Below are 18,119 nucleotides of genomic sequence, written 5' to 3'. Positions count from 1 at the left end.
CCATGGGCGACGTTCAATTTGGCTTTCCGGCGATTTCTTTTTCCGGTTTTGGGCGCTCCGCCCTGGCTAAAACTAATCTTGTGCAGCGAGGAATCAGGCTATGTCGATGATCGACAATCAATACCCGAATTATATCAATGGCGAATGGGTTCTGGGCGCGAAGGCCCAACCGAATGTGAACCCGTCTGACCTTGCCGATGTCGTCGGCCTTTATAGCCAGGCCGATGTCGCCCAGGCCGAAGCCGCCATTGAGGCCGCCTACGAGGCTTTCCCGGCCTGGTCGACCAGCACGATCCAACGCCGCTTCGATATTCTCGATGCGGTCGGCAGTGCCATTTTGGCCCGCAAAGACGAATTTGGCCGCCTGCTGTCGCGCGAAGAGGGCAAGCCCCTGGCTGAAGGCATCGGCGAGGCCATGCGCGCGGGCTATATTTTCAAGTTTTTCGCAGGCGAGGCCTTGCGCATCGAAGGCCAGCACGTCGGCTCCGTCCGTCCGGGCGTTGATATTGACGTCACGCGCGAGCCGCTCGGCGTTATCGGCCTGATTGCACCGTGGAACTTCCCGATTGCAATCCCCGCTTGGAAAATCGCCCCGGCCTTGGCCTTCGGCAACTGTGTCGTGATGAAACCCGCCGATCTTGTTCCCGGCTGTTCGTGGGAAATCGCCAAGCTACTGCACGAAGCGGGCCTGCCGAAGGGCGTGTTTAACCTCGTTATGGGGCGCGGCTCCGTGGTGGGGGAAGCCATCGTCTCCTCCCCAAAAATCAGCGCCATCAGCTTCACGGGCTCGGTTTCCACTGGCCGCAGCATCGGCGCGAAGGCTTTCGCCACGGGTAAGAAAGTTCAGCTTGAAATGGGCGGCAAGAACCCGCTGGTTGTGCTTGATGATGCGAACCTCAACGTCGCCGTCGATGTAGCCCTGAACGGCTCCTTCTTCTCTACCGGCCAGCGTTGCACTGCCTCGTCGCGCCTGATCGTGACCGAGGGCATCCACGATAAGTTCGTCGCGGCCCTCGCAGAAAAGTTACAAGCGCTGAAAATCGATAACGCCTTGAAAGCAGGGACAGAAATGGGGCCGGTAGCCTCGGAATCCCAGCTTGAGCAGGATCTGAACTATATCAATATTGCCCGCGAAGAAGGCGGCAAGCTGGTGTGCGGCGGCGAACGGCTGAACCGGGAAACCGAAGGCTATTACCTCTCCCCGGCGCTCTTCACTGAAACCGTGCAGACGATGCGCATCAACCGCGAAGAAGTCTTCGGCCCGGTCGCCTCGGTGGTCCGCGTCAAAGATTATGAGGCGGCGCTGGCTGCCGCAAACGACACCGAGTTTGGCCTGTCGTCGGGCATCTGCACCAGTTCGCTGAAGTATGCGACGCACTTCAAGCGCCACGCCCAAGCTGGGATGGTGATGATTAACCTGCCCACGGCAGGCGTCGATTATCACGTGCCTTTCGGGGGCCGCAAAGGCTCAAGCTACGGTCCGCGCGAACAGGGCCGGTATGCGGCGGAATTCTACACCACCGTCAAGACCACCTACCAAGCCGCGCCTTAATCCAACGCTAACGGCGGCGCGCTCGCACTGCGCGCCGCCTCTTCCTCCACGAGCCGATACAGCACCTCGGCAGCGGGCGATAGGCCCCGGTCGCGCACCGTAATCAGGCTATAGGGTTCAACCCAAATATCGACCGGCAGCGGCAGAATATCGATCCGCCCGCCTAATTTGTCGGGGCGGTTGACGAAGCGCGCCATATCATAGGCAATCGGTGTAATCGCGTCGGTTTCCGCCACCAGCACCATCGACAGCAGCAACGAGGTTGTATTCAGCACCCGCGTCGGCAGCGGCACATTATGGGCCATGAACACCCGCTCCACGGTGCGCCGCAATAGGCTTCCGCTGGGCTGCATCACCCAGTCGAACTGCGTTAGATCTTCGAGCCGAACCACGCCCGTCCCGATCAGCGGGTGATCGCGGCGAACCACCAAGCACGCCCGTTCGGACGAGAGCATTTTGGTGCGAAACAGGCGCGGGTCGAGATCGTCCGGCACGCGCGCGATAATGAAATCTTGCCGCGAGGCCAGCAGTTCGCGCACCAGAACCGTGCTGGTATCCACCTGAATATTAATATCCATTTTTGGGTAGAGTGTGCGCGCCCGCGCAATCGCCGGAACCGCCAACTCGATGGCAGGGGCCGTTACCGCACCGAGAAAGACCGAGCCGCCACGCCCGGCGCGTAAATCCGCCACTTCCCGTTCAGCTTCGCGCAATTCCAGCAGCATTGAGCGTGCCCGCCGCGCCAGCACTTTGCCGATGGGCGTAAGGATCACGCCGCGCGGCAGCCGCTCGCACAGCGGGGCTTGGAGAATGGCTTCGATCTCGGCAATCATGCGCGAAGCTGCCGGTTGTGTTATGTTCAATAAGGACGCCGCAGCGCTCACTTTTTCCTGTTCATCCAGGGCGACGATCAGGCGCAGATGCCCGAGTTTCAGCCCCGCGCGTAGCAGTGAGGCGGTGCCCTCGGCACTCAGATCGGCGGGGTCTTCGCTCCAGGGGGTTTGGGTCACGATGAGGGCCTTTTCGATATACCAAATATGATATGTTAACTACGCTAATGCGTATTTGACAATTATATCAAAAAATTCGACCGTCAGCCCTAACGGGGCAATGGTCTGAGGATTTGGGAAAGCCCTAACCGGCGGCCCTCAAGAATAGCCCAAAGCCCCGGCATCGACTGGCAGCGGGGTGACTGCCAGAGGTGCGAACCACGTGTCATTCGAGTTTTACTTTTCAAATAAAAACTCGATTAATCAATATGTTAGGGAGAGAAACAATGCTAGCGTTCAAAAACCTAGTCGCCGCAGTTGCGGTCGGCGTGATGGCCTTTGCCGCCTCGGCAAGCGCCCAAGATAAGGGCCTTATCGGCATTTCGATGCCGACCAAATCGTCGGCGCGCTGGATTTCGGACGGCGCCAGCATGGTAAAAACCTTCCAAGAACGCGGCTACAAGACCGATCTTCAGTATGCTGAAGACGATATTCCCAATCAGCTCGCGCAGATTGAGAATATGATTACCAAGAAGGTGAAAGTTCTCGTTATCGCCGCCATCGATGGCACGACGTTGACCGGCGCGCTGAAGCAAGCCGCCGATAGCGGGATTAAAGTCATTGCCTATGACCGCCTGATTCGCGGTTCGGCCAATGTCGATTACTATGCAACGTTTGATAATTTCCAAGTCGGCGTGCTGCAAGCCAGCTATATTGAAAAGTCACTCGGCCTGAAGGACGGCAAAGGCCCCTTCAATATCGAACTCTTCGGCGGTTCGGCTGACGATAATAACGCTTTCTTCTTCTATAATGGCGCTATGTCGGTGCTTCAGCCGTACATCGATAGCGGCAAGCTGGTCGTGCAAAGCAAGCAAACCGGCATGGATAAGGTCGCGACCCTGCGCTGGGACGGTGCCGTTGCACAATCCCGCATGGATAATCTGTTGAGCGCCTTCTACGGACAAAAGCGCGTCGATGCCGTGCTGTCGCCCTATGATGGCCTGTCGATTGGCATCATTTCGTCGCTGAAGGGCGTCGGTTATGGCTCCAAAGAACAGAAAATGCCGGTCGTGACCGGGCAGGATGCTGAAATCCCGTCAATGAAGTCGATCCTGAAGGGCGAACAAACCTCGACCGTCTTCAAGGACACGCGCGAACTCGCCAAAGTCACCGTCGGCATGGTCGATGCGGTGCTCTCGGGTGGCAAGCCGGAAATCAACGACACGACCACGTACAATAATGGCGTGAAGGTCGTCCCCTCCTATCTGCTCAAGCCGGTTTCGGTCGATGCCAGCAATTGGGAAGCCGTTCTGATCGGCAGCGGCTACTACAAAAAAGAACAAATTCAATAGCTTGCTGAGCCTCCGGCCCTCTCCGCACGAGGGGGCCGGTTGACTTGAGGGTTTGGGGATGAGCGCATTGCTGGAAATGCGGGGGATCAGCAAAAGCTTCCCCGGCGTTAAGGCCTTGAAGAACGTGACCTTGTCCGTTCAACCAGGGGAAATTCACGCGATTTGCGGCGAAAACGGGGCCGGTAAATCGACGTTAATGAAGGTTTTAAGCGGGGTTTATCCGCACGGAAGTTTTGAGGGCGATATTCTTTACGAAGGCGAAGCCCAAAAATTCGCCGACATTGCCGATAGCGAAGAACGCGGCATTATTATCATTCATCAGGAACTGGCCTTGGTGCCGCTCCTGTCGATTGCCGAGAATATTTTTCTGGGAAATGAAACCGGGCGCTGGGGCGTTATCGATTGGACGCTTGCCCATACGCGCACGCAGGAATTGCTGGATAAGGTTGGGCTGAAGGAATCCCCCGATACGCTGATTACCCATTTGGGCGTCGGCAAACAGCAACTGGTCGAAATCGCCAAGGCACTTTCAAAAAAAGTGAAGCTGCTGATTCTGGACGAGCCGACGGCAAGCCTCAATGAAAGCGACAGCGAAAACCTGCTGGCGCTGCTGAGCGAGTTTAAGCGCCAAGGCATTGCCTCCATTCTGATTTCCCATAAGCTGAACGAAATCGCCAAAGTCGCCGACCGCATCACCATTCTGCGCGATGGCTATACGGTCGAAACTCTCGATTTCGGCGGCGAGCCCGTGAGCGAAGACCGCATCATCAAGGGCATGGTGGGCCGCGAAATGGCCGACCGCTACCCGAAGCGCGAACCGAAGGTTGGCGAGGTGATTTTCGAGCTGCGCGACTGGCGCGCCCATCACCCGATCCATACCGACCGCGAAATGATTAAGGGCGTCAACCTGCACTTAAAGCGCGGCGAAGTGCTGGGGATTGCGGGCCTGATGGGGGCCGGGCGCACGGAACTCGCGATGAGCCTGTTTGGTCGCTCATACGGTACAAAAATCAGTGGCGAGGCGAAGCTTTTTGGTAAGAGCATCGACGTTTCAACCATCGAGAAGGCGATCGACCAAGGCATCGCGTATGTGACCGAAGACCGAAAGCACTTGGGTTTAGTGCTGAGCGAGCCCATCACTAAAAACGTTACTCTGGCAAACCTACCCAATGTTTCGAAGCGTTTGGTGATCGATGAAGGCCGCGAGGCGGAGGTATCCGAGGACTATCGGCGGCGCTTGTCCTTCCGCTGCTCTGACGTGTTTCAGCAAACGCTCAACCTCTCGGGCGGCAATCAACAGAAGGTCGTGCTCAGCAAATGGCTGTTTGCCGATCCGCACGTGCTGATTCTGGACGAGCCGACGCGCGGGGTCGATGTCGGGGCGAAGTATGAGATCTATACGATCATCAATCAACTGGCCGACGAAGGCCGGGGCGTGATCGTGATATCGTCGGAAATGCCGGAACTCTTGGGCATTTGCGACCGGATCTATGTCATGAATGAAGGGCGGTTCGTTGGGGAATTTCCGGCGGCCGAAGCGACGCAAGAAAAAATCATGCGCGCGATTATGCGGAATGGGGAGGCCTAGACATGACCATCGCACTAAAAGACACGAGCACGCAGACTTATATTAAGCGCAATCTGCGCGACTATGGCCTGTTGCTGTCGCTGGTCATCATTATGGCCTTCTTCCAGTTCACCACGGATGGAACGCTGCTCCAACCGTTGAACGTGACCAATCTTATTCTCCAGAACAGCTATATCGTGATTATGGCGCTGGGGATGCTGCTCGTCATCGTCGCAGGGCATATCGATCTGTCGGTGGGCTCCATCGTCGGCTTCATCGGGGCGCTCGCCGCCGTGCTGATGGTGCAGTATGAAATGCATTTCCTGCCCGCAATCGTAATATGCCTCATCGTCGGCGGGTTGATCGGCGCGTTTCAGGGCTATTGGGTTGCGAAACTCAAAATCCCCTCCTTCATCGTCACCTTGGCCGGGATGATGGTGTTTCGCGGGCTCACGCTCGCGCTGCTGCAAGGCCAATCCATCGGCCCGTTCCCGGTGCCGTTCCAGCGCCTCAGCTCCGGCTTCATCCCAGAAATTTTTGAGGGGCCGGGGCTGAAGATCACCTCGCTGATTATCGGCATTGCCGTCGCCCTGCTCATTCTCTACCGCGATAGCCGCAAGCGCCAAGCCGTGCAGCATTTGTCGCTGGGTCAAGAGCCCACGGGGCTGTTCTGGGCGAAAGCGCTGCTGCTGATGGGCGCTCTCAGCTACTTCAGCTATCTGATGGCCTCCTATAAGGGCCTGCCGAATGTACTGATCGTCATGTTCGCGCTGATTATGGCCTATGAGTTCGTCACCAGCCGCACGGTCATCGGTCGGCGCATTTATGCCCTGGGCGGCAACGAGAAGGCCGCGAAACTCTCCGGGATCAAAACCGAGCGTCTCGTGTTCCTGACCTTCGTCAATATGGGCGTGCTCGCCGCGCTCGCAGGATTGATCTTCGCCGCGCGTCTGAATACCGCCACGCCAAAAGCGGGCTTGTCGTTCGAGCTTGATGTAATCGCCGCCTGCTTTATCGGCGGGGCCTCAGCTTCCGGCGGGGTTGGTAAGGTTATCGGGGCAGTTATCGGCGCATTCATTATGGGTGTTATGAATAACGGCATGTCCATCATGGGAATCGGCATCGATTACCAGCAGATCATTAAGGGTCTCGTTCTAGCGCTCGCGGTTTACATCGACGTTTACAATAAGAACAAAGCCTAAAGCCCGTCCCTAAGCTTCTCCCCGCCTCCGCTGCTGTGCGGGGGAGCGGGTTCGGCTTGCCTGATGATAAGGAAAAACGATCATGCTGCTTTCGCAAATCCTCACCCCGACCGGCGACCGCAAGGTTGCGGCCCGCACCCCCGGCAGTGACGCGCGGATCGTCAACGGCGTTAGCCGGATCTATGATCTTGCCGCGCTCGCCATTGCCGCCGGGCGGGGGCTTGAGGCGCAAGTCGCGGCCCAAGGCTTGGGCGATAGTGTGGATTTGAGCACCGTCACGCTGCTCTCCCCCATCGACCATAGCGATGCTGGGCATCTGCACATCACCGGCACGGGGCTGACCCATTTGGGTTCGGCTGCCGCGCGGGACGCGATGCATAAGAAGCTGGGGGATGAGGAAGTCCTAACGGACTCGATGAAGATGTTCAAAATGGGCCTTGAGGGCGGCAAACCCGCCGCCGGGCAAACCGGCGTGCAGCCGGAATGGTTCTATAAGGGGACCGGCACGGCACTGATCGCTCCCGGCGCGCGCCTACCCTCGCCCGATTTTGCCCTCGACGGCGGCGAAGAGCCCGAAATTGCGGGCGTCTACCTAATCGGGGAAGACGGCACGCCGTTTCGCCTGGGCTTTGCCTTGGGCAATGAGTTCTCGGACCATGTGACCGAGCGGCAGAATTACCTCTACCTCGCCCATTCGAAACTGCGCCCGGCGGCCATCGGCCCAGAGCTTCTGATTGGCGATTTGCCGAAAGATTGTCGAGGCACCTCGCGGATTCTGCGCGACGGGGCGGTGCTGTGGGAAAAACCGTTCCTGTCGGGCGAAGACAATATGTCCCACACCATCGCCAATCTGGAGCATCACCACTTCAAATACGCGCTGTTCCGCCAGCCGGGCGATGTGCATGTGCATTTATTCGGCACGGCCACGCTGTCGTTTGCCGATGGCATTACGACGCGGCCCGGCGATGTGTTCGAAATCGCAGTGCCAGACTTCGGCCTGCCGCTGCGCAACCCGCTGAGCATTGTCCCCGCCAACACTCCCGCCGTTAAAGCGCTTTAAGGAATCCCGGATCATGAGCTTCACTAAAGCCCCTTGGCCCCGGTCCCTGCGCAGCCAGGAATGGTTCGGCGGCACCGGCAAAAATGCGATCATGCACCGCTCCTGGATGAAGAATCAGGGGCTTCCAGCGGACACCTTCGACGGGCGACCGATCATCGGCATCTGCAACACTTGGTCGGAACTCACCCCCTGCAACGCGCACCTCCGCGATATCGCCGAACGGGTGAAGCGCGGCGTCTATGAGGCAGGCGGGTTTCCGGTGGAATTTCCGGTTTTCTCCTGCGGCGAAAGCACCTTGCGCCCCACGGCGATGATGTTCCGCAACCTCGCCGCGATGGATGCCGAAGAAGCCATTCGCAATAACCCCATCGATGGCGTCGTGCTGCTGGTCGGTTGCGATAAAACCACCCCGTCGCTGATGATGGGGGCCGCCAGCGTCGATATTCCCACCATCGTCGTCTCCGGCGGGCCGATGCTGAACGGCAAATGGCGCGGCCAGAACGTCGGCTCCGGCACCGCCGTTTGGAAATTCTCGGAAATGGTAAAGTCTGGCGAAATGACGCTAGAAGATTTTATGGATGCCGAACAGGGCATGGCCCGATCCGCCGGGAGTTGTATGACGATGGGCACCGCCTCGACGATGGCGTCGATGGCCGAAGCCTTGGGCATGACGTTGCCCGGCAATGCCGCGATTCCGGCGGTCGATGCGCGGCGGCGCGTGCTGGCGCAGCTTTCCGGGCGGCGCATCGTCGAGATGGTCAAAGACGATCTGAAGCCGTCGGACGTGCTGACGCGCGAAGCTTTCGAGAATGCTATTCGCGTGAATGGGGCTATCGGCGGTTCCACCAATGCCGTGCTGCATCTGCTAGCGCTGGCCGGGCGCATCGGCGTTCCGCTGACGCTGGACGATTGGGACCAGTTCGGGCGCAATGTGCCGACCATCCTCAATCTTCAGCCCTCGGGCGAATATCTGATGGAAGAGTTTTATGACGCGGGCGGCCTTCCCGCCGTGATCCGCGCCGTTGGCGAAATGGATCTTCTGCACCGCGACGCGCTGACCGTCTCCGGTATCGGTCTGTGGGACACGGTGAAGGATGCGCCGAACCATAACCCAAATGTCATTCTGCCAAAGGAAAAGGCCCTCACAGCCTCGGGCGGGATCGCTGTGCTGAATGGCAATCTGGCCCCGAAAGGTGCGGTACTAAAACCCTCCGCCGCCTCGCCGCATCTTCTGAAGCATCGGGGCCGCGCCGTGGTGTTTGAGAGCATTGAGGATTATCACGCCCGCGTGAACGATCCCGCGCTCGATATCGATGCGTCTTGTGTGATGGTACTCAAATACTGCGGACCGAAGGGCTATCCCGGCATGGCCGAGGTCGGCAATATGGGCCTGCCCGCAAAGGTTCTGAAAACCGGCGTGACCGATATGGTGCGGATTTCCGACGCGCGCATGTCTGGCACCGCCTACGGCACGGTCGTTCTGCACGTTGCGCCGGAAGCCGCCGACGGTGGCCCGCTCGCGCTGGTCCAGAACGGCGATATGATTGAACTCGACGTGCCGGGCCGGCGCCTGCATCTCGATGTGAGCGACGCCGAGCTTGCCGCGCGACGAGCAGCCTGGGTCTCCCCGGTGCCAAAACCCCAGGGCGGCTACGCGCAACTCTATGTCGAGCACGTAACCCAAGCCGATGAGGGGGTCGATTTCGACTTCCTGCGGGGCTGCCGAGGCTCCGGGATCGGGCGCGATTCGCATTAGGGGAGCGTTTTCAGGGGCTTTGCCCCCGACGTGCTTTGCGCGTCAAACGCTCGGGAACCCCAACCAAGGGCTCGCCCCTTGGTAATCCGGATTTCTTTTGAGCAGGTTTCTCCGCTAAAAGATATCGCTTCCACCTAAGGAAACTCGGATTCTTAAGGGGTAGCCGCCCCTTAAGCGGGGATGCAGGGGCAGCGCCCCTGCCAACAGAGGATGATATTTATGGCAGCCTATCGTTTGGCTCTCATGGGCGTCGGCGTCATCGCCAAGGCGCAGCATTTCCCAGCGATTGCCGCGAACCCGGCGTTCGATCTGGTGGCGCTGGCCAGCCGTGCGCCGGTTTCGTACCAGGGCCTGCCGCAGTTCAAAGATTTGGATGCGCTCTTACGCGAGGGGCCGGAGTTTGATGCGCTAGTCCTGTGTACGCCGCCGCAAGGCCGGGCCGATCTGGTGCGGCGAGCACTTGCCGCCGGGAAACATGTGCTGATGGAAAAGCCGCCGACGCCGTCGGTGAGCGAAGCCCTAACCCTCGCCCCGGCGGCACACGCTGCGGGCCGGGTGCTGTTCGCAACCTGGCATTCGCGCTTCAATCGCGGCGTCGCCAAAGCCAAAGAACTACTGGCGACAGAGACGCTCGCGCGGCTGACCGTGACGTGGAAGGAGGACGTGAACCGCTGGCATCCTGGCCAGGAATGGGTGTGGCACCCCGGTGGCTTTGGGGTCTTTGATCCCACGATCAACGCTTTCTCAATTCTGACCGAAATCTTCCCGGATCGGCTGACAGTCGCGACGGCGGACCTCGATTTTCCGGCCAACCGCCACACCCCCATCGCCGCGCGCTTAACCCTCGCCGATGCCCGGTCGCCGAAGGTAGACGCCACCGTCGAGGTCGATTGGATGCAGCGCGGGGAGCAAACGTGGAGCATCGAGGTCGTCACCGAAAGCGGCCTAGCCCTTACCCTCACCCACGGGGGTACGAAACTGTGGCTTGGCGGGCAGTTGGTCATCGATGAAAGCGATACCGAGTATCCGGCGATTTACGCGCGCTTCAAAACCCTGCTGGATGAAAAACGCTCGGAGGTGGACGGCAGCCCACTGCACTTGGTCGCCGATGCCTTCCTGATCGGCAAGCGCCACGCGGTTGCGCCGTTCGACTGGGACGCCGCTTGAGATTTTGCGGCGGTTTCCGCAAGCTGAGCGGATGACGATACTCGCCGATCTCAACACCGCCCCCGCCGAGAGTTTCATAGAAACGCTCGGCGGGATTTTCGAACATTCGCCCTGGGTGGCCGAGGCGGTTGCGCCCGCGCGGCCCTTTGCCAGCTTGGAAGCTCTGCATACGGCAATGGTGGCGGCGGTCGATGCCGCCGGGGAGGCCCAGAAGCTCGCCCTCTTGACCGCCCACCCCGATCTTGCCGGAAAATTGGCGCGCGCCGGGGCGCTGACCGATGCCTCCACCGCCGAACAGGCTAGCGCGGGCCTCGACCGGCTGAGCGAGGAAGAGTTCCAGCGCTTCACCGCCTTCAACATCGCCTATACGGAAAAATTCGGCTTCCCCTTCATCATCGCGGTGCGGGAGAATACCAAGGCTAGCATTCTGGCGGCTTTCGGACGGCGGATCACGAATAGCCGGGAGGCGGAGTTTTCAACCGCCCTCGCCGAAGTCGCCAAAATCGCACGCCTGCGCCTCACCAACCTTCTGGGGGACTAATGGCCCGCCTCTCAACCCATATTCTCGACACCACCCAGGGCAAACCGGCGGCGGGGGTGCGCATCGAACTGTTTGACGCCAGCGGGGCAAAACTGCTGGAGGCCGTCACCAATAGCGACGGGCGTACCGATGCGCCGCTGCTGGCGGGTGAGACAATCCCAACCGGCAGTTTCGAGTTGCGCTTTCATATCGGCGCTTATTTCGACGCCCTCGGCCTTGCGCTGCCGGAGCCGAAATTTCTGGATGTGGTGCCCATCCGCTTCGGGATTGCCGAGGCGACAGGGCATTATCACGTGCCGCTGCTGGTCTCGCCGTTTGGGTTTAGTACGTACCGGGGGAGTTGAGGTGTTCAGCGCCTCGCTACGCCCAGGACTACAGTCTTCACCAGCTTTCGAAAGGGGGGACGGAAAATGCGGGAAATTCAGTTACGCGATGCCAAGGCCAGCCTCTCTGCCGTCGTGGATGATGCCATTCGCGGCAAACTCTCCGTTATCACCCGGCACGGCAAACCGGAAGCCGTTGTGCTCGGCTTCGATGAATGGCAGCGGCTCAGTCAGGTTCCCTCGTTTGCGCGCCTGTTGATGAGTGCACCGCTGGAGCCGGGGGATCAGCCGGAGCGTGACAGCGCAGCTTTGCGCGATATTGAGCTTTAATGCCGCAGCAATGCTGTATCTCGTCGATACCAATATCGTCTCTGCCGCCTCCCCGCTTCAGCCGTCATCCACCCTCGGGCTCTGGCTAGAAGCCCATGCAGACCGGCTATTTCTCTCCGTCGTCGATCCCGTCGAGCGTTTACCAAGCTAAGTAGCTACCCCTCAGCCGCCCGCGCCCCGCGCAGATAGTCCCGCATTGCCCGCATCGCCATCCTCTTCGCGGTCGCGGCCCCGCCGGGGCGCTGGTGGGTTTTTGCCTTTAGCATTAGATGCGCATAGCCGTGGACGAGCGACCAAACGCTTGCCACCCGGTATTCGAGGTCGTCGCCCGCAACCGCCGGATCGACGGCCCGCACGGCGGTCACCAGGGCCGCATGGGCGCGGGAGCCGGAGGCAGCAAGCGCGGGCGTGTCCTCTTCAAGGCTATCGCAGTCGAACATCAACAGAAACATCGCGCGATGGTCGGCGGCGAACTGCACATAGGCGGCGGCCATGGCGATTACGGCCTCGCTCGGAACCGTCTCGGTCGCGGCGGCGGCGTGCAAGGACTCGGTGAACTCATCAAAGCCGTCCGCCGCGCAATCACTCAGGAAATGCCGAACACTGGGAAAGTGATGGCGCGGGGCCGCGTGCGAGACATTGGCCCGGCGCGCCGCTTCCCGCAGCGAAAGGGCCTGCACCCCCGCTTCTTCCAAAATCGCGCGCCCGGCGGCAATCAGCGCACCGCGTAAATCGCCGTGGTGGTAGCGTGGGGTTTTATCAGTCATTGCTTTTTTTTAACGCACGATCTTGTCGTTGACAAGTTTCGGGTTATGCTCAATCTTGCCAATGACAAGATACCCTCTGGAGGCAGCATGCCCACCCCCCCTATGACCGCCGCCGCGCTTTTCGGCACGGCCAGCACGCTCGCCCTCTCAGGATGGGTGATTTTAACCTTAACCATCGCTTTCCGGTGGCGAGCCCTGCGCGACTGGGGTCCCGGCCTTATAATTCCGCTGATTCTCTCCACCCTTTATACGGCCATTATCGCCATCCATTGGTGGGGGGCGGAGGGCGGCTTCCGGAGCCTCGCCGACGTCGGCAAACTGTTTCAGTCCGACTGGTTGCTGCTCGCGGGCTGGGTTCATTATCTGGCTTATGATCTCTTTATCGGCACCTGGATCGCCCGCGATGCCGAGCGCCGCCGCCTCCCCCGTTGGGTCTTGATCCCCATTCTGCCACTGGCCTTTCTGTTCGGCCCGGCGGGATTGCTGCTGTGGATCATGCTGCGCACGGCCTTTCAGCCCTCTTTTAAGGACCAACCACGATGATGATCCTGTCTTCCCTCTACCAGGGCAATCGCTGGCTCGCCGCCGTTGGGGTTCTGATGGCGCTGAGCCTGATCCCGACCGGGCTGGCCTATCTGCTCGACGCGCGGCAGTTCAATGGAATTTCGGTCTGGATTAAGCCGATGAAGTTTCAGGCGTCGCTGGCGGTTCACCTGCTCACGGTCGCGCTTCTTTTGGAGTTTCTTCAGGAAGAAAAGCGCACCGGTCGGTTGGTTTTCTGGCTGGCGATGGCGATGATTGGAACCTCGCTTTTCGAGGTGATTTACATCACCTATCAGGCGGCCCAAGCGCGTGGATCGCACTATAATCTCGCAACGCCCGTTACGGCGGCGCTCTATTCACTGATGGGGATTGGCGCGGTCATTCTGGTGGCTGCAACGGCGTGGATCGGCGCGCTGATCCTGCGCCGCCCGGCGAGGTCGCCCGTCCTTGCCATCGGGGCGGGACTCGGGCTTTTGCTCGGCGGCATCCTCGGCGGGATTACCGGCATTTGGATGGGCGGCCAGCCCGGCCATTGGGTCGGCGGGATGGCGAGTGATGCCGGGGGCCTGCCGATTGTCGGCTGGGCGCGCGACGGCGGCGACTTGCGCGTCGCCCATTTTTTCGGCCTGCATATGATGCAAGCGCTGCCGTTGCTAGCCTTGCTCCTCGGGCGACTCAACATCCCGCAAGGGCGCGCTTGGCTTTTCGGCGGGGCCGCGCTCGGCACGCTGGTAACGGTCGCCACCCTCCTTCAAGCCATCGCCGGGCGAGCGTTTCTGTAGTCCCTACTTGCCCGATGCCCCGGCTAGATACCAGGCCCCCAACAGCGCCCGTTCCTCCTCGGTGATCGCCGTTACGTTGCCCTGGGGCATAGACCGGCGAATAACCGCCTGCTCGTGAATCCGCCCGGCCCAGCGTTTAATATCTGCCGGATCTTCCAGCTTGATCCCCGCCGGGGCCGTAACGAAATTCCCGCGCGAGGGGGTGGCGGCGTGGCAGGAAACGCAGCGGTTGTTGATGATCTCCTGCACATTTACGAAGGTGATTCTCTCCGGCGCAATCACAATGGCGGGGCCTTTGGGCGCCTGCGGGCGCGGATAAAGAAAGACCGCCACCGCCGCCAGCAAGGCCGCGCCGGTCAAAGGCAGCCACGGCTTAATGATGCCCTTGTGCTTCAAATTGAAGAAATGCCGAATCAGCATTCCCGCAATCGTAATCACCATCAGCACGGCCCAGTTCCACGCCCCCGAATAGGTCATCGGGTAGTGGTTGCTAATCATGATGAACAGCACGGGCAGGGTGAGGTAATTATTGTGAACCGAGCGCTGCTTGCCGCGCAGCCCGTAGATTGGGTCAGGCTCTTGCCCTTGCGCAATCGCCGCGACCATTTTCTTTTGACCGGGGATGATCACGAAGAACACATTGCCGACCATGCAGGTGCCAATCATCGCGCCGATATGGATAAAGGCCGCCCGCCCGCCGAGAAGCTGGCTAAGCCCGAAAGCAATTAATCCCAAAAGGACTAAGCCGATAACGGCAAAATCCATCCCGGATTTCACCAACTCCGTGCGGCACAGCCCCTCATAGATCAACCAGCCGCCAAGCAAAGCCCCCGCGCCAATCGCCACCGCCTGCCAGGGCTCCAGCGGCATGACGGCGGGATCGACCATAAACGTCGAGGCCCCCGCCCAATAGAGCAAGGCGAGCAGGCCCATACCGCTCAGCCAGGTGAAATAGGCCTCGTACTTGAACCAGTGCAGCTTTTCGGGAATCCAGCCCGGCCCAGTCATAAACTTGCGGTTATGGTAAAAACCGCCGCCATGCACCGACCAGATTTCCCCATAAACGCGCGGGTTCGGGTCCTTCGGCGGCACCTCCAAATGATTGTCGAGCCAGACGAAATAGAAGGACGAGCCGATCCAGGCGATGCCTGTAATCAGATGCAGCCAGCGCACCAACATTTGCGCCCAATCGAGCAAATAGGCCTCAAGCGCCATCCATTTGTCTCCGCTCTAGCAGGGGCTGTGCCCCTGCACCCCCGTTAAGGGGCGACAGCCCCTTAACAATCGCTATTTCTGGTTATTTTACGCCAAGCAAATCTTGAACCATGGCTAGCTGGATTTCCGCCGCCGTTACCATTTGATCGATAGGAACACTCTCGTTCGCCGCATGGCCCTGCGCCCCCGCCCCGGGGCCGAAGTTGATGATTTCGATGCCGTCATCGGCGAAATAGCGCCCGTCCGACACGCCAGTGGCATTGAGGAAGCGCGCATCCGCCCCCGTTACGGCCTTGATCGCCTTTTGGAACGCCGTAACGCCCTGCCCACCTTCGGGGGCGCGGAAACCGTTCGTCCCGCGCAACAGCTCGATGCTTACGGTGCCTGCGGGCTCATCGATAGCCTCAACGATGGCCTTCATTTCGGCGAAAGCATCGGGCACTTTTTCGGAGGGAAGCACGCGGCGGTCGAGTTCCACCCAGCAGAAATTCGGCACGACATTGGTGTTATGCCCGCCCCGGATCATGCCGATATTATTGGTGGATTGCATCGCCCCGTCGCGCCGCGCCGCCAATCGGGGGCTCAGCACTGCATCGAGTTGGCTGAGCACGCGCAGCATACGAAGAATGGCATTATCGCCCGCCGCCGGATTGCCCGCGTGCGCCGCCGTTCCGGTAGTTTCGATGCGCACCCACATCACACCACGCTCGGCGGTGATGAGTTGATTTTCCGTCTGCGCGCCCAAAACCAGCACCTGCGGCTTAACGGCCCCGATCTCGCGCAGGTAGAACATACCGTCCGGCCCCAGGTTCTCCTCATCCGAGACAAAGCTGAAGCAGACCTCGCCCGTCATCGGCCCGCCGCGCCGGGCGATTTCCTCGGCTAGCCAGATCTGCACGGCCATATTGCCCTTACCGTTGCCCGCGCCGAGCCCATAGATCAACCCGTCCTTTTCGACGGCGGTGAAGGGGTCCGTGTGCCACATCGCCCGTTCGCCGACCGAAACCGTATCGGAATGGGCATTGAACACGAGGCGCGGCTCACCCGAGCCTAGTTTAGCGACGACATTCGTATAACCTTGCGCCTCGGTCTCCGGCGACCGGGCCAGAACCTCGACCCTGTAACCCGCGCGCGTCAGTCGCTCGGCGGTATAGGCGTTGATCGCCCGGCAATCGCCCGAGGGAAAAGGGCTGGGGCGCGCAATCAGATCGGTCAGGATCGCAATAAGTTCGGGGCGGACGGCGGCGGGATTGAAGGTCATTTTCTTCTCGTTCGGTTTTACGATTGGGCTAGGGCGAGCAGAGTTTCGGCGAGAACGCGCGCCCCAGCAACACAGTCTGCCGGGGTCGCCGATTCGGCCTCATTGTGGCTAACGCCGCCCAAGCAGGGAATGAAGATCATCCCGGTGGGGCAGCGCCGCGCCATGAATTTCGCATCGTGATTCGCGCCGGAGGGAAGGGCGTGATGCGCATACCCCAGGGCTTTTGTGGCAGCCGCAACCTGATCGACGACTAGCGGATCGAAGGCAACCGGCGGGCCGGTGAAGGTTTCGCGCACACTGATCGCACACGGCCCCGCCGCTGCCTCGAGCGTGGGCACCACCAGATCGCCCAAGCGCTGCACGGTCGCGGCGTCCGGGTGGCGGAAATCGATGGTATAAAAAACCTTGCCCGGCACCGTATTGGGCGAGCCGGGGAAAACCTCCATCCGCCCCACGGTAAAGCGGACCTGATCGTCCGGGTCGGTCATGAGCGCCCGAAGCGCCTGAATCCCATCAAGGGCCGCCATCAGCGCGTCTTTGCGTTGGGCGCGCGGGGTTGTGCCCGCATGGGCCTCGCTGCCCGTTATCTCGACGGCGAACCAGCGCGCGCCTTGAATGCCGGTCACGATGCCAATCGTATCGCCCGCCGCCTCCAAACGCGGCCCCTGTTCGATATGAGCTTCCACATAGGCGTGAACGGGAAAGCCGAAATCCCGCGTGGGGCCGATTTTTGGCAAGGCGGCTATTGCCTCGCCCACGGTCGCGCCCTGTTTATCGGCGACGGCCAGCATCTCGGCGAGCGGCATCGCGCCCGCGAAAACGCCCGAGCCCATACAGCCCGGCTGAAACCGCGCCCCTTCCTCGTTCATCCAGCCGACGACCTCCACGGCGCGGCGGGTTTGCACTCCGGCATCGTCCAAGGCTTCCAGCACCTCAAACCCGGCGAGCACGCCGTAGACGCCATCGAACCGCCCGCCCGTTGGCTGCGTGTCGAGGTGCGAGCCGGTCATCACCGGCGCAAGGCTGGGGTCGGTGCCTTCCCGGCGCACATAGAGATTGCCGATGGCGTCTTCGGAAACGCTAAAGCCGCGCGCTTTGGCCCATCCGGCCAGCGTCACCCGCGCTGCACCATCCTCCGGCGTGAGCGCTAACCGACAAACCCCGCCTTTCGGAGTCGCGCCAATCGCGGCAAGATCGCTCAAGCGCGACCATAGCCGCGCTTCGCTCACATGCTCCGCCAGCACCGCTCTTGTCATCCGTCCGTCTCACTCGATACCGTTTCGACATCATCACTAGGCTGACACGGAAAAGACGGCGCGACAATTGCGTCACGCTTCCCCAGCCTCAGCAGTGCAAACCATGCAGGAATAACGCCATGAGTTTTTCGAGCCTTCCCTACCCCCGCGAGATGATCGGCTACGGCGCAAACCCGCCGCAGGCCCAATGGCCGAACGGGGCCAAGATCGCGGTGAGCTTCGTGCTGAATTACGAAGAGGGCGGCGAGAACTGTGTTCTTCACGGCGATGCGGCCTCGGAAGCCTTTCTGTCGGAAATCATTGGCGCGCAGCCGATTGTTGGCGCGCGGCATATGAATATGGAGAGCATTTACGAATACGGCAGCCGCGCCGGAGTATGGCGGCTGCTGCGGCTGTTCCAGGAATTCGACATGCCGCTGACCGTCTATGCGGTCGGCATGGCCCTGGAGCGTTACC

The 18,119-nt window shown here is 60.5% G+C and carries 18 protein-coding genes and 1 pseudogene; 14 read left to right on the top strand and 5 right to left on the bottom strand.

Annotation, left to right across the window (positions count from 1 at the left end):
• Positions 1-100: 100 nt before the first annotated feature.
• A complete protein-coding gene (locus tag ACIQ36_RS06290; RefSeq protein ID WP_395826978.1) occupies positions 101-1,552 on the top strand; it encodes an aldehyde dehydrogenase family protein in 1,452 nt (483 codons plus the stop codon).
• Here ACIQ36_RS06290 and ACIQ36_RS06285 read toward each other — a convergent pair.
• The gene (locus tag ACIQ36_RS06285; RefSeq protein WP_395826975.1) at positions 1,549-2,562 is read right to left on the bottom strand and encodes a LysR family transcriptional regulator; all 1,014 of its coding nucleotides are present in this window, start codon (positions 2,560-2,562) and stop codon (positions 1,549-1,551) included. The two genes, ACIQ36_RS06290 and ACIQ36_RS06285, sit on opposite strands and share 4 nt — an antisense overlap.
• A 266-nt stretch (positions 2,563-2,828) precedes the next feature.
• Here ACIQ36_RS06285 and chvE point away from each other — a divergent pair, with 266 nt between their 5' ends.
• The 10 genes from chvE to ACIQ36_RS06235 all read left to right on the top strand — a co-directional run bounded on the left by chvE (position 2,829) and on the right by ACIQ36_RS06235 (position 11,990).
• The gene (gene chvE, locus ACIQ36_RS06280; RefSeq protein WP_395826972.1) at positions 2,829-3,893 is read left to right on the top strand and encodes a multiple monosaccharide ABC transporter substrate-binding protein; all 1,065 of its coding nucleotides are present in this window, start codon (positions 2,829-2,831) and stop codon (positions 3,891-3,893) included.
• Between the two features lie 58 nt (positions 3,894-3,951).
• A complete protein-coding gene (mmsA, locus tag ACIQ36_RS06275) occupies positions 3,952-5,481 on the top strand; it encodes a multiple monosaccharide ABC transporter ATP-binding protein (protein ID WP_395826969.1) in 1,530 nt (509 codons plus the stop codon).
• Between the two features lie 2 nt (positions 5,482-5,483).
• Positions 5,484-6,662, top strand: coding sequence for a multiple monosaccharide ABC transporter permease (mmsB, locus tag ACIQ36_RS06270; RefSeq protein ID WP_395826966.1), 1,179 nt, complete (start codon positions 5,484-5,486; stop codon positions 6,660-6,662).
• An 82-nt stretch (positions 6,663-6,744) separates the two neighbouring features.
• Positions 6,745-7,722: an AraD1 family protein gene (gene araD1 / locus ACIQ36_RS06265; RefSeq protein ID WP_395826964.1), complete on the top strand. Its 978-nt coding sequence runs from the start codon at positions 6,745-6,747 to the stop codon at positions 7,720-7,722.
• 13 nt (positions 7,723-7,735) lie between these two features.
• Positions 7,736-9,478, top strand: coding sequence for an L-arabinonate dehydratase (araD, locus tag ACIQ36_RS06260; RefSeq protein WP_395826961.1), 1,743 nt, complete (start codon positions 7,736-7,738; stop codon positions 9,476-9,478).
• Positions 9,479-9,697: 219 nt separating this feature from the next.
• Positions 9,698-10,645, top strand: a complete 948-nt coding sequence (locus ACIQ36_RS06255) for a Gfo/Idh/MocA family protein (RefSeq protein WP_395826959.1) — start codon at positions 9,698-9,700, stop codon at positions 10,643-10,645.
• 31 nt (positions 10,646-10,676) lie between these two features.
• The gene (uraD, locus tag ACIQ36_RS06250) at positions 10,677-11,186 is read left to right on the top strand and encodes a 2-oxo-4-hydroxy-4-carboxy-5-ureidoimidazoline decarboxylase (RefSeq protein WP_395826956.1); all 510 of its coding nucleotides are present in this window, start codon (positions 10,677-10,679) and stop codon (positions 11,184-11,186) included.
• The gene (gene uraH, locus ACIQ36_RS06245; RefSeq protein WP_395826953.1) at positions 11,186-11,530 is read left to right on the top strand and encodes a hydroxyisourate hydrolase; all 345 of its coding nucleotides are present in this window, start codon (positions 11,186-11,188) and stop codon (positions 11,528-11,530) included. The genes uraD and uraH overlap by 1 nt, the downstream gene beginning before the upstream one ends.
• A 66-nt stretch (positions 11,531-11,596) precedes the next feature.
• Entirely contained in the window at positions 11,597-11,839 is a 243-nt protein-coding gene (locus ACIQ36_RS06240; RefSeq protein ID WP_395826950.1) for a type II toxin-antitoxin system Phd/YefM family antitoxin, read from the top strand.
• A complete protein-coding gene (locus tag ACIQ36_RS06235; protein ID WP_395826947.1) occupies positions 11,829-11,990 on the top strand; it encodes a hypothetical protein in 162 nt (53 codons plus the stop codon). Before ACIQ36_RS06240 ends, ACIQ36_RS06235 begins: the two co-directional genes overlap by 11 nt.
• A 4-nt stretch (positions 11,991-11,994) precedes the next feature.
• On the opposite strand, the gene ACIQ36_RS06230 is transcribed toward ACIQ36_RS06235, so the two are convergent.
• On the bottom strand, positions 11,995-12,606 hold the full coding sequence (locus tag ACIQ36_RS06230) for a TetR/AcrR family transcriptional regulator (protein ID WP_395826944.1): 612 nt from the start codon (positions 12,604-12,606) through the stop codon (positions 11,995-11,997).
• An 87-nt stretch (positions 12,607-12,693) separates the two neighbouring features.
• On the opposite strand from ACIQ36_RS06230, the gene ACIQ36_RS06225 reads away from it, so the two are divergent.
• Positions 12,694-13,149 (top strand): ABA4-like family protein, encoded by a 456-nt coding sequence (locus ACIQ36_RS06225; protein ID WP_395826941.1) that lies wholly within the window; start codon positions 12,694-12,696, stop codon positions 13,147-13,149.
• Complete coding sequence (locus ACIQ36_RS06220; protein ID WP_395826938.1) at positions 13,146-13,931, top strand: hypothetical protein; 786 nt, start codon at positions 13,146-13,148, stop codon at positions 13,929-13,931. The genes ACIQ36_RS06225 and ACIQ36_RS06220 overlap by 4 nt, the downstream gene beginning before the upstream one ends.
• Before the next feature lie 3 nt (positions 13,932-13,934).
• Here ACIQ36_RS06220 and ACIQ36_RS06215 read toward each other — a convergent pair whose 3' ends face one another.
• From ACIQ36_RS06215 to ACIQ36_RS06205, 3 genes are all read right to left on the bottom strand, one after another.
• Positions 13,935-15,146 carry a urate hydroxylase PuuD gene (locus ACIQ36_RS06215; RefSeq protein WP_395826936.1) on the bottom strand — a complete coding sequence of 404 codons (1,212 nt, stop codon included), beginning with the start codon at positions 15,144-15,146 and terminating at the stop codon, positions 13,935-13,937.
• A gap of 82 nt (positions 15,147-15,228) precedes the next feature.
• The gene (locus ACIQ36_RS06210; RefSeq protein WP_395826933.1) at positions 15,229-16,407 is read right to left on the bottom strand and encodes a M20 family metallopeptidase; all 1,179 of its coding nucleotides are present in this window, start codon (positions 16,405-16,407) and stop codon (positions 15,229-15,231) included.
• Positions 16,408-16,424: 17 nt separating this feature from the next.
• Entirely contained in the window at positions 16,425-17,663 is a 1,239-nt protein-coding gene (locus ACIQ36_RS06205) for a M20 family metallo-hydrolase (protein ID WP_395826931.1), read from the bottom strand.
• 119 nt (positions 17,664-17,782) lie between these two features.
• Between ACIQ36_RS06205 and ACIQ36_RS06200 the strand changes: the two are divergent.
• Positions 17,783-18,119 (top strand): annotated as a pseudogene (locus ACIQ36_RS06200) (allantoinase); the annotation flags it as partial.

Source organism: Elstera sp. (assembly GCF_044372965.1).
GTDB lineage: Bacteria > Pseudomonadota > Alphaproteobacteria > Elsterales > Elsteraceae > Elstera.
The sequence above is the reverse complement of the archived record's forward strand: the minus strand, read 5'-3'. Positions and strand labels throughout refer to the sequence as shown.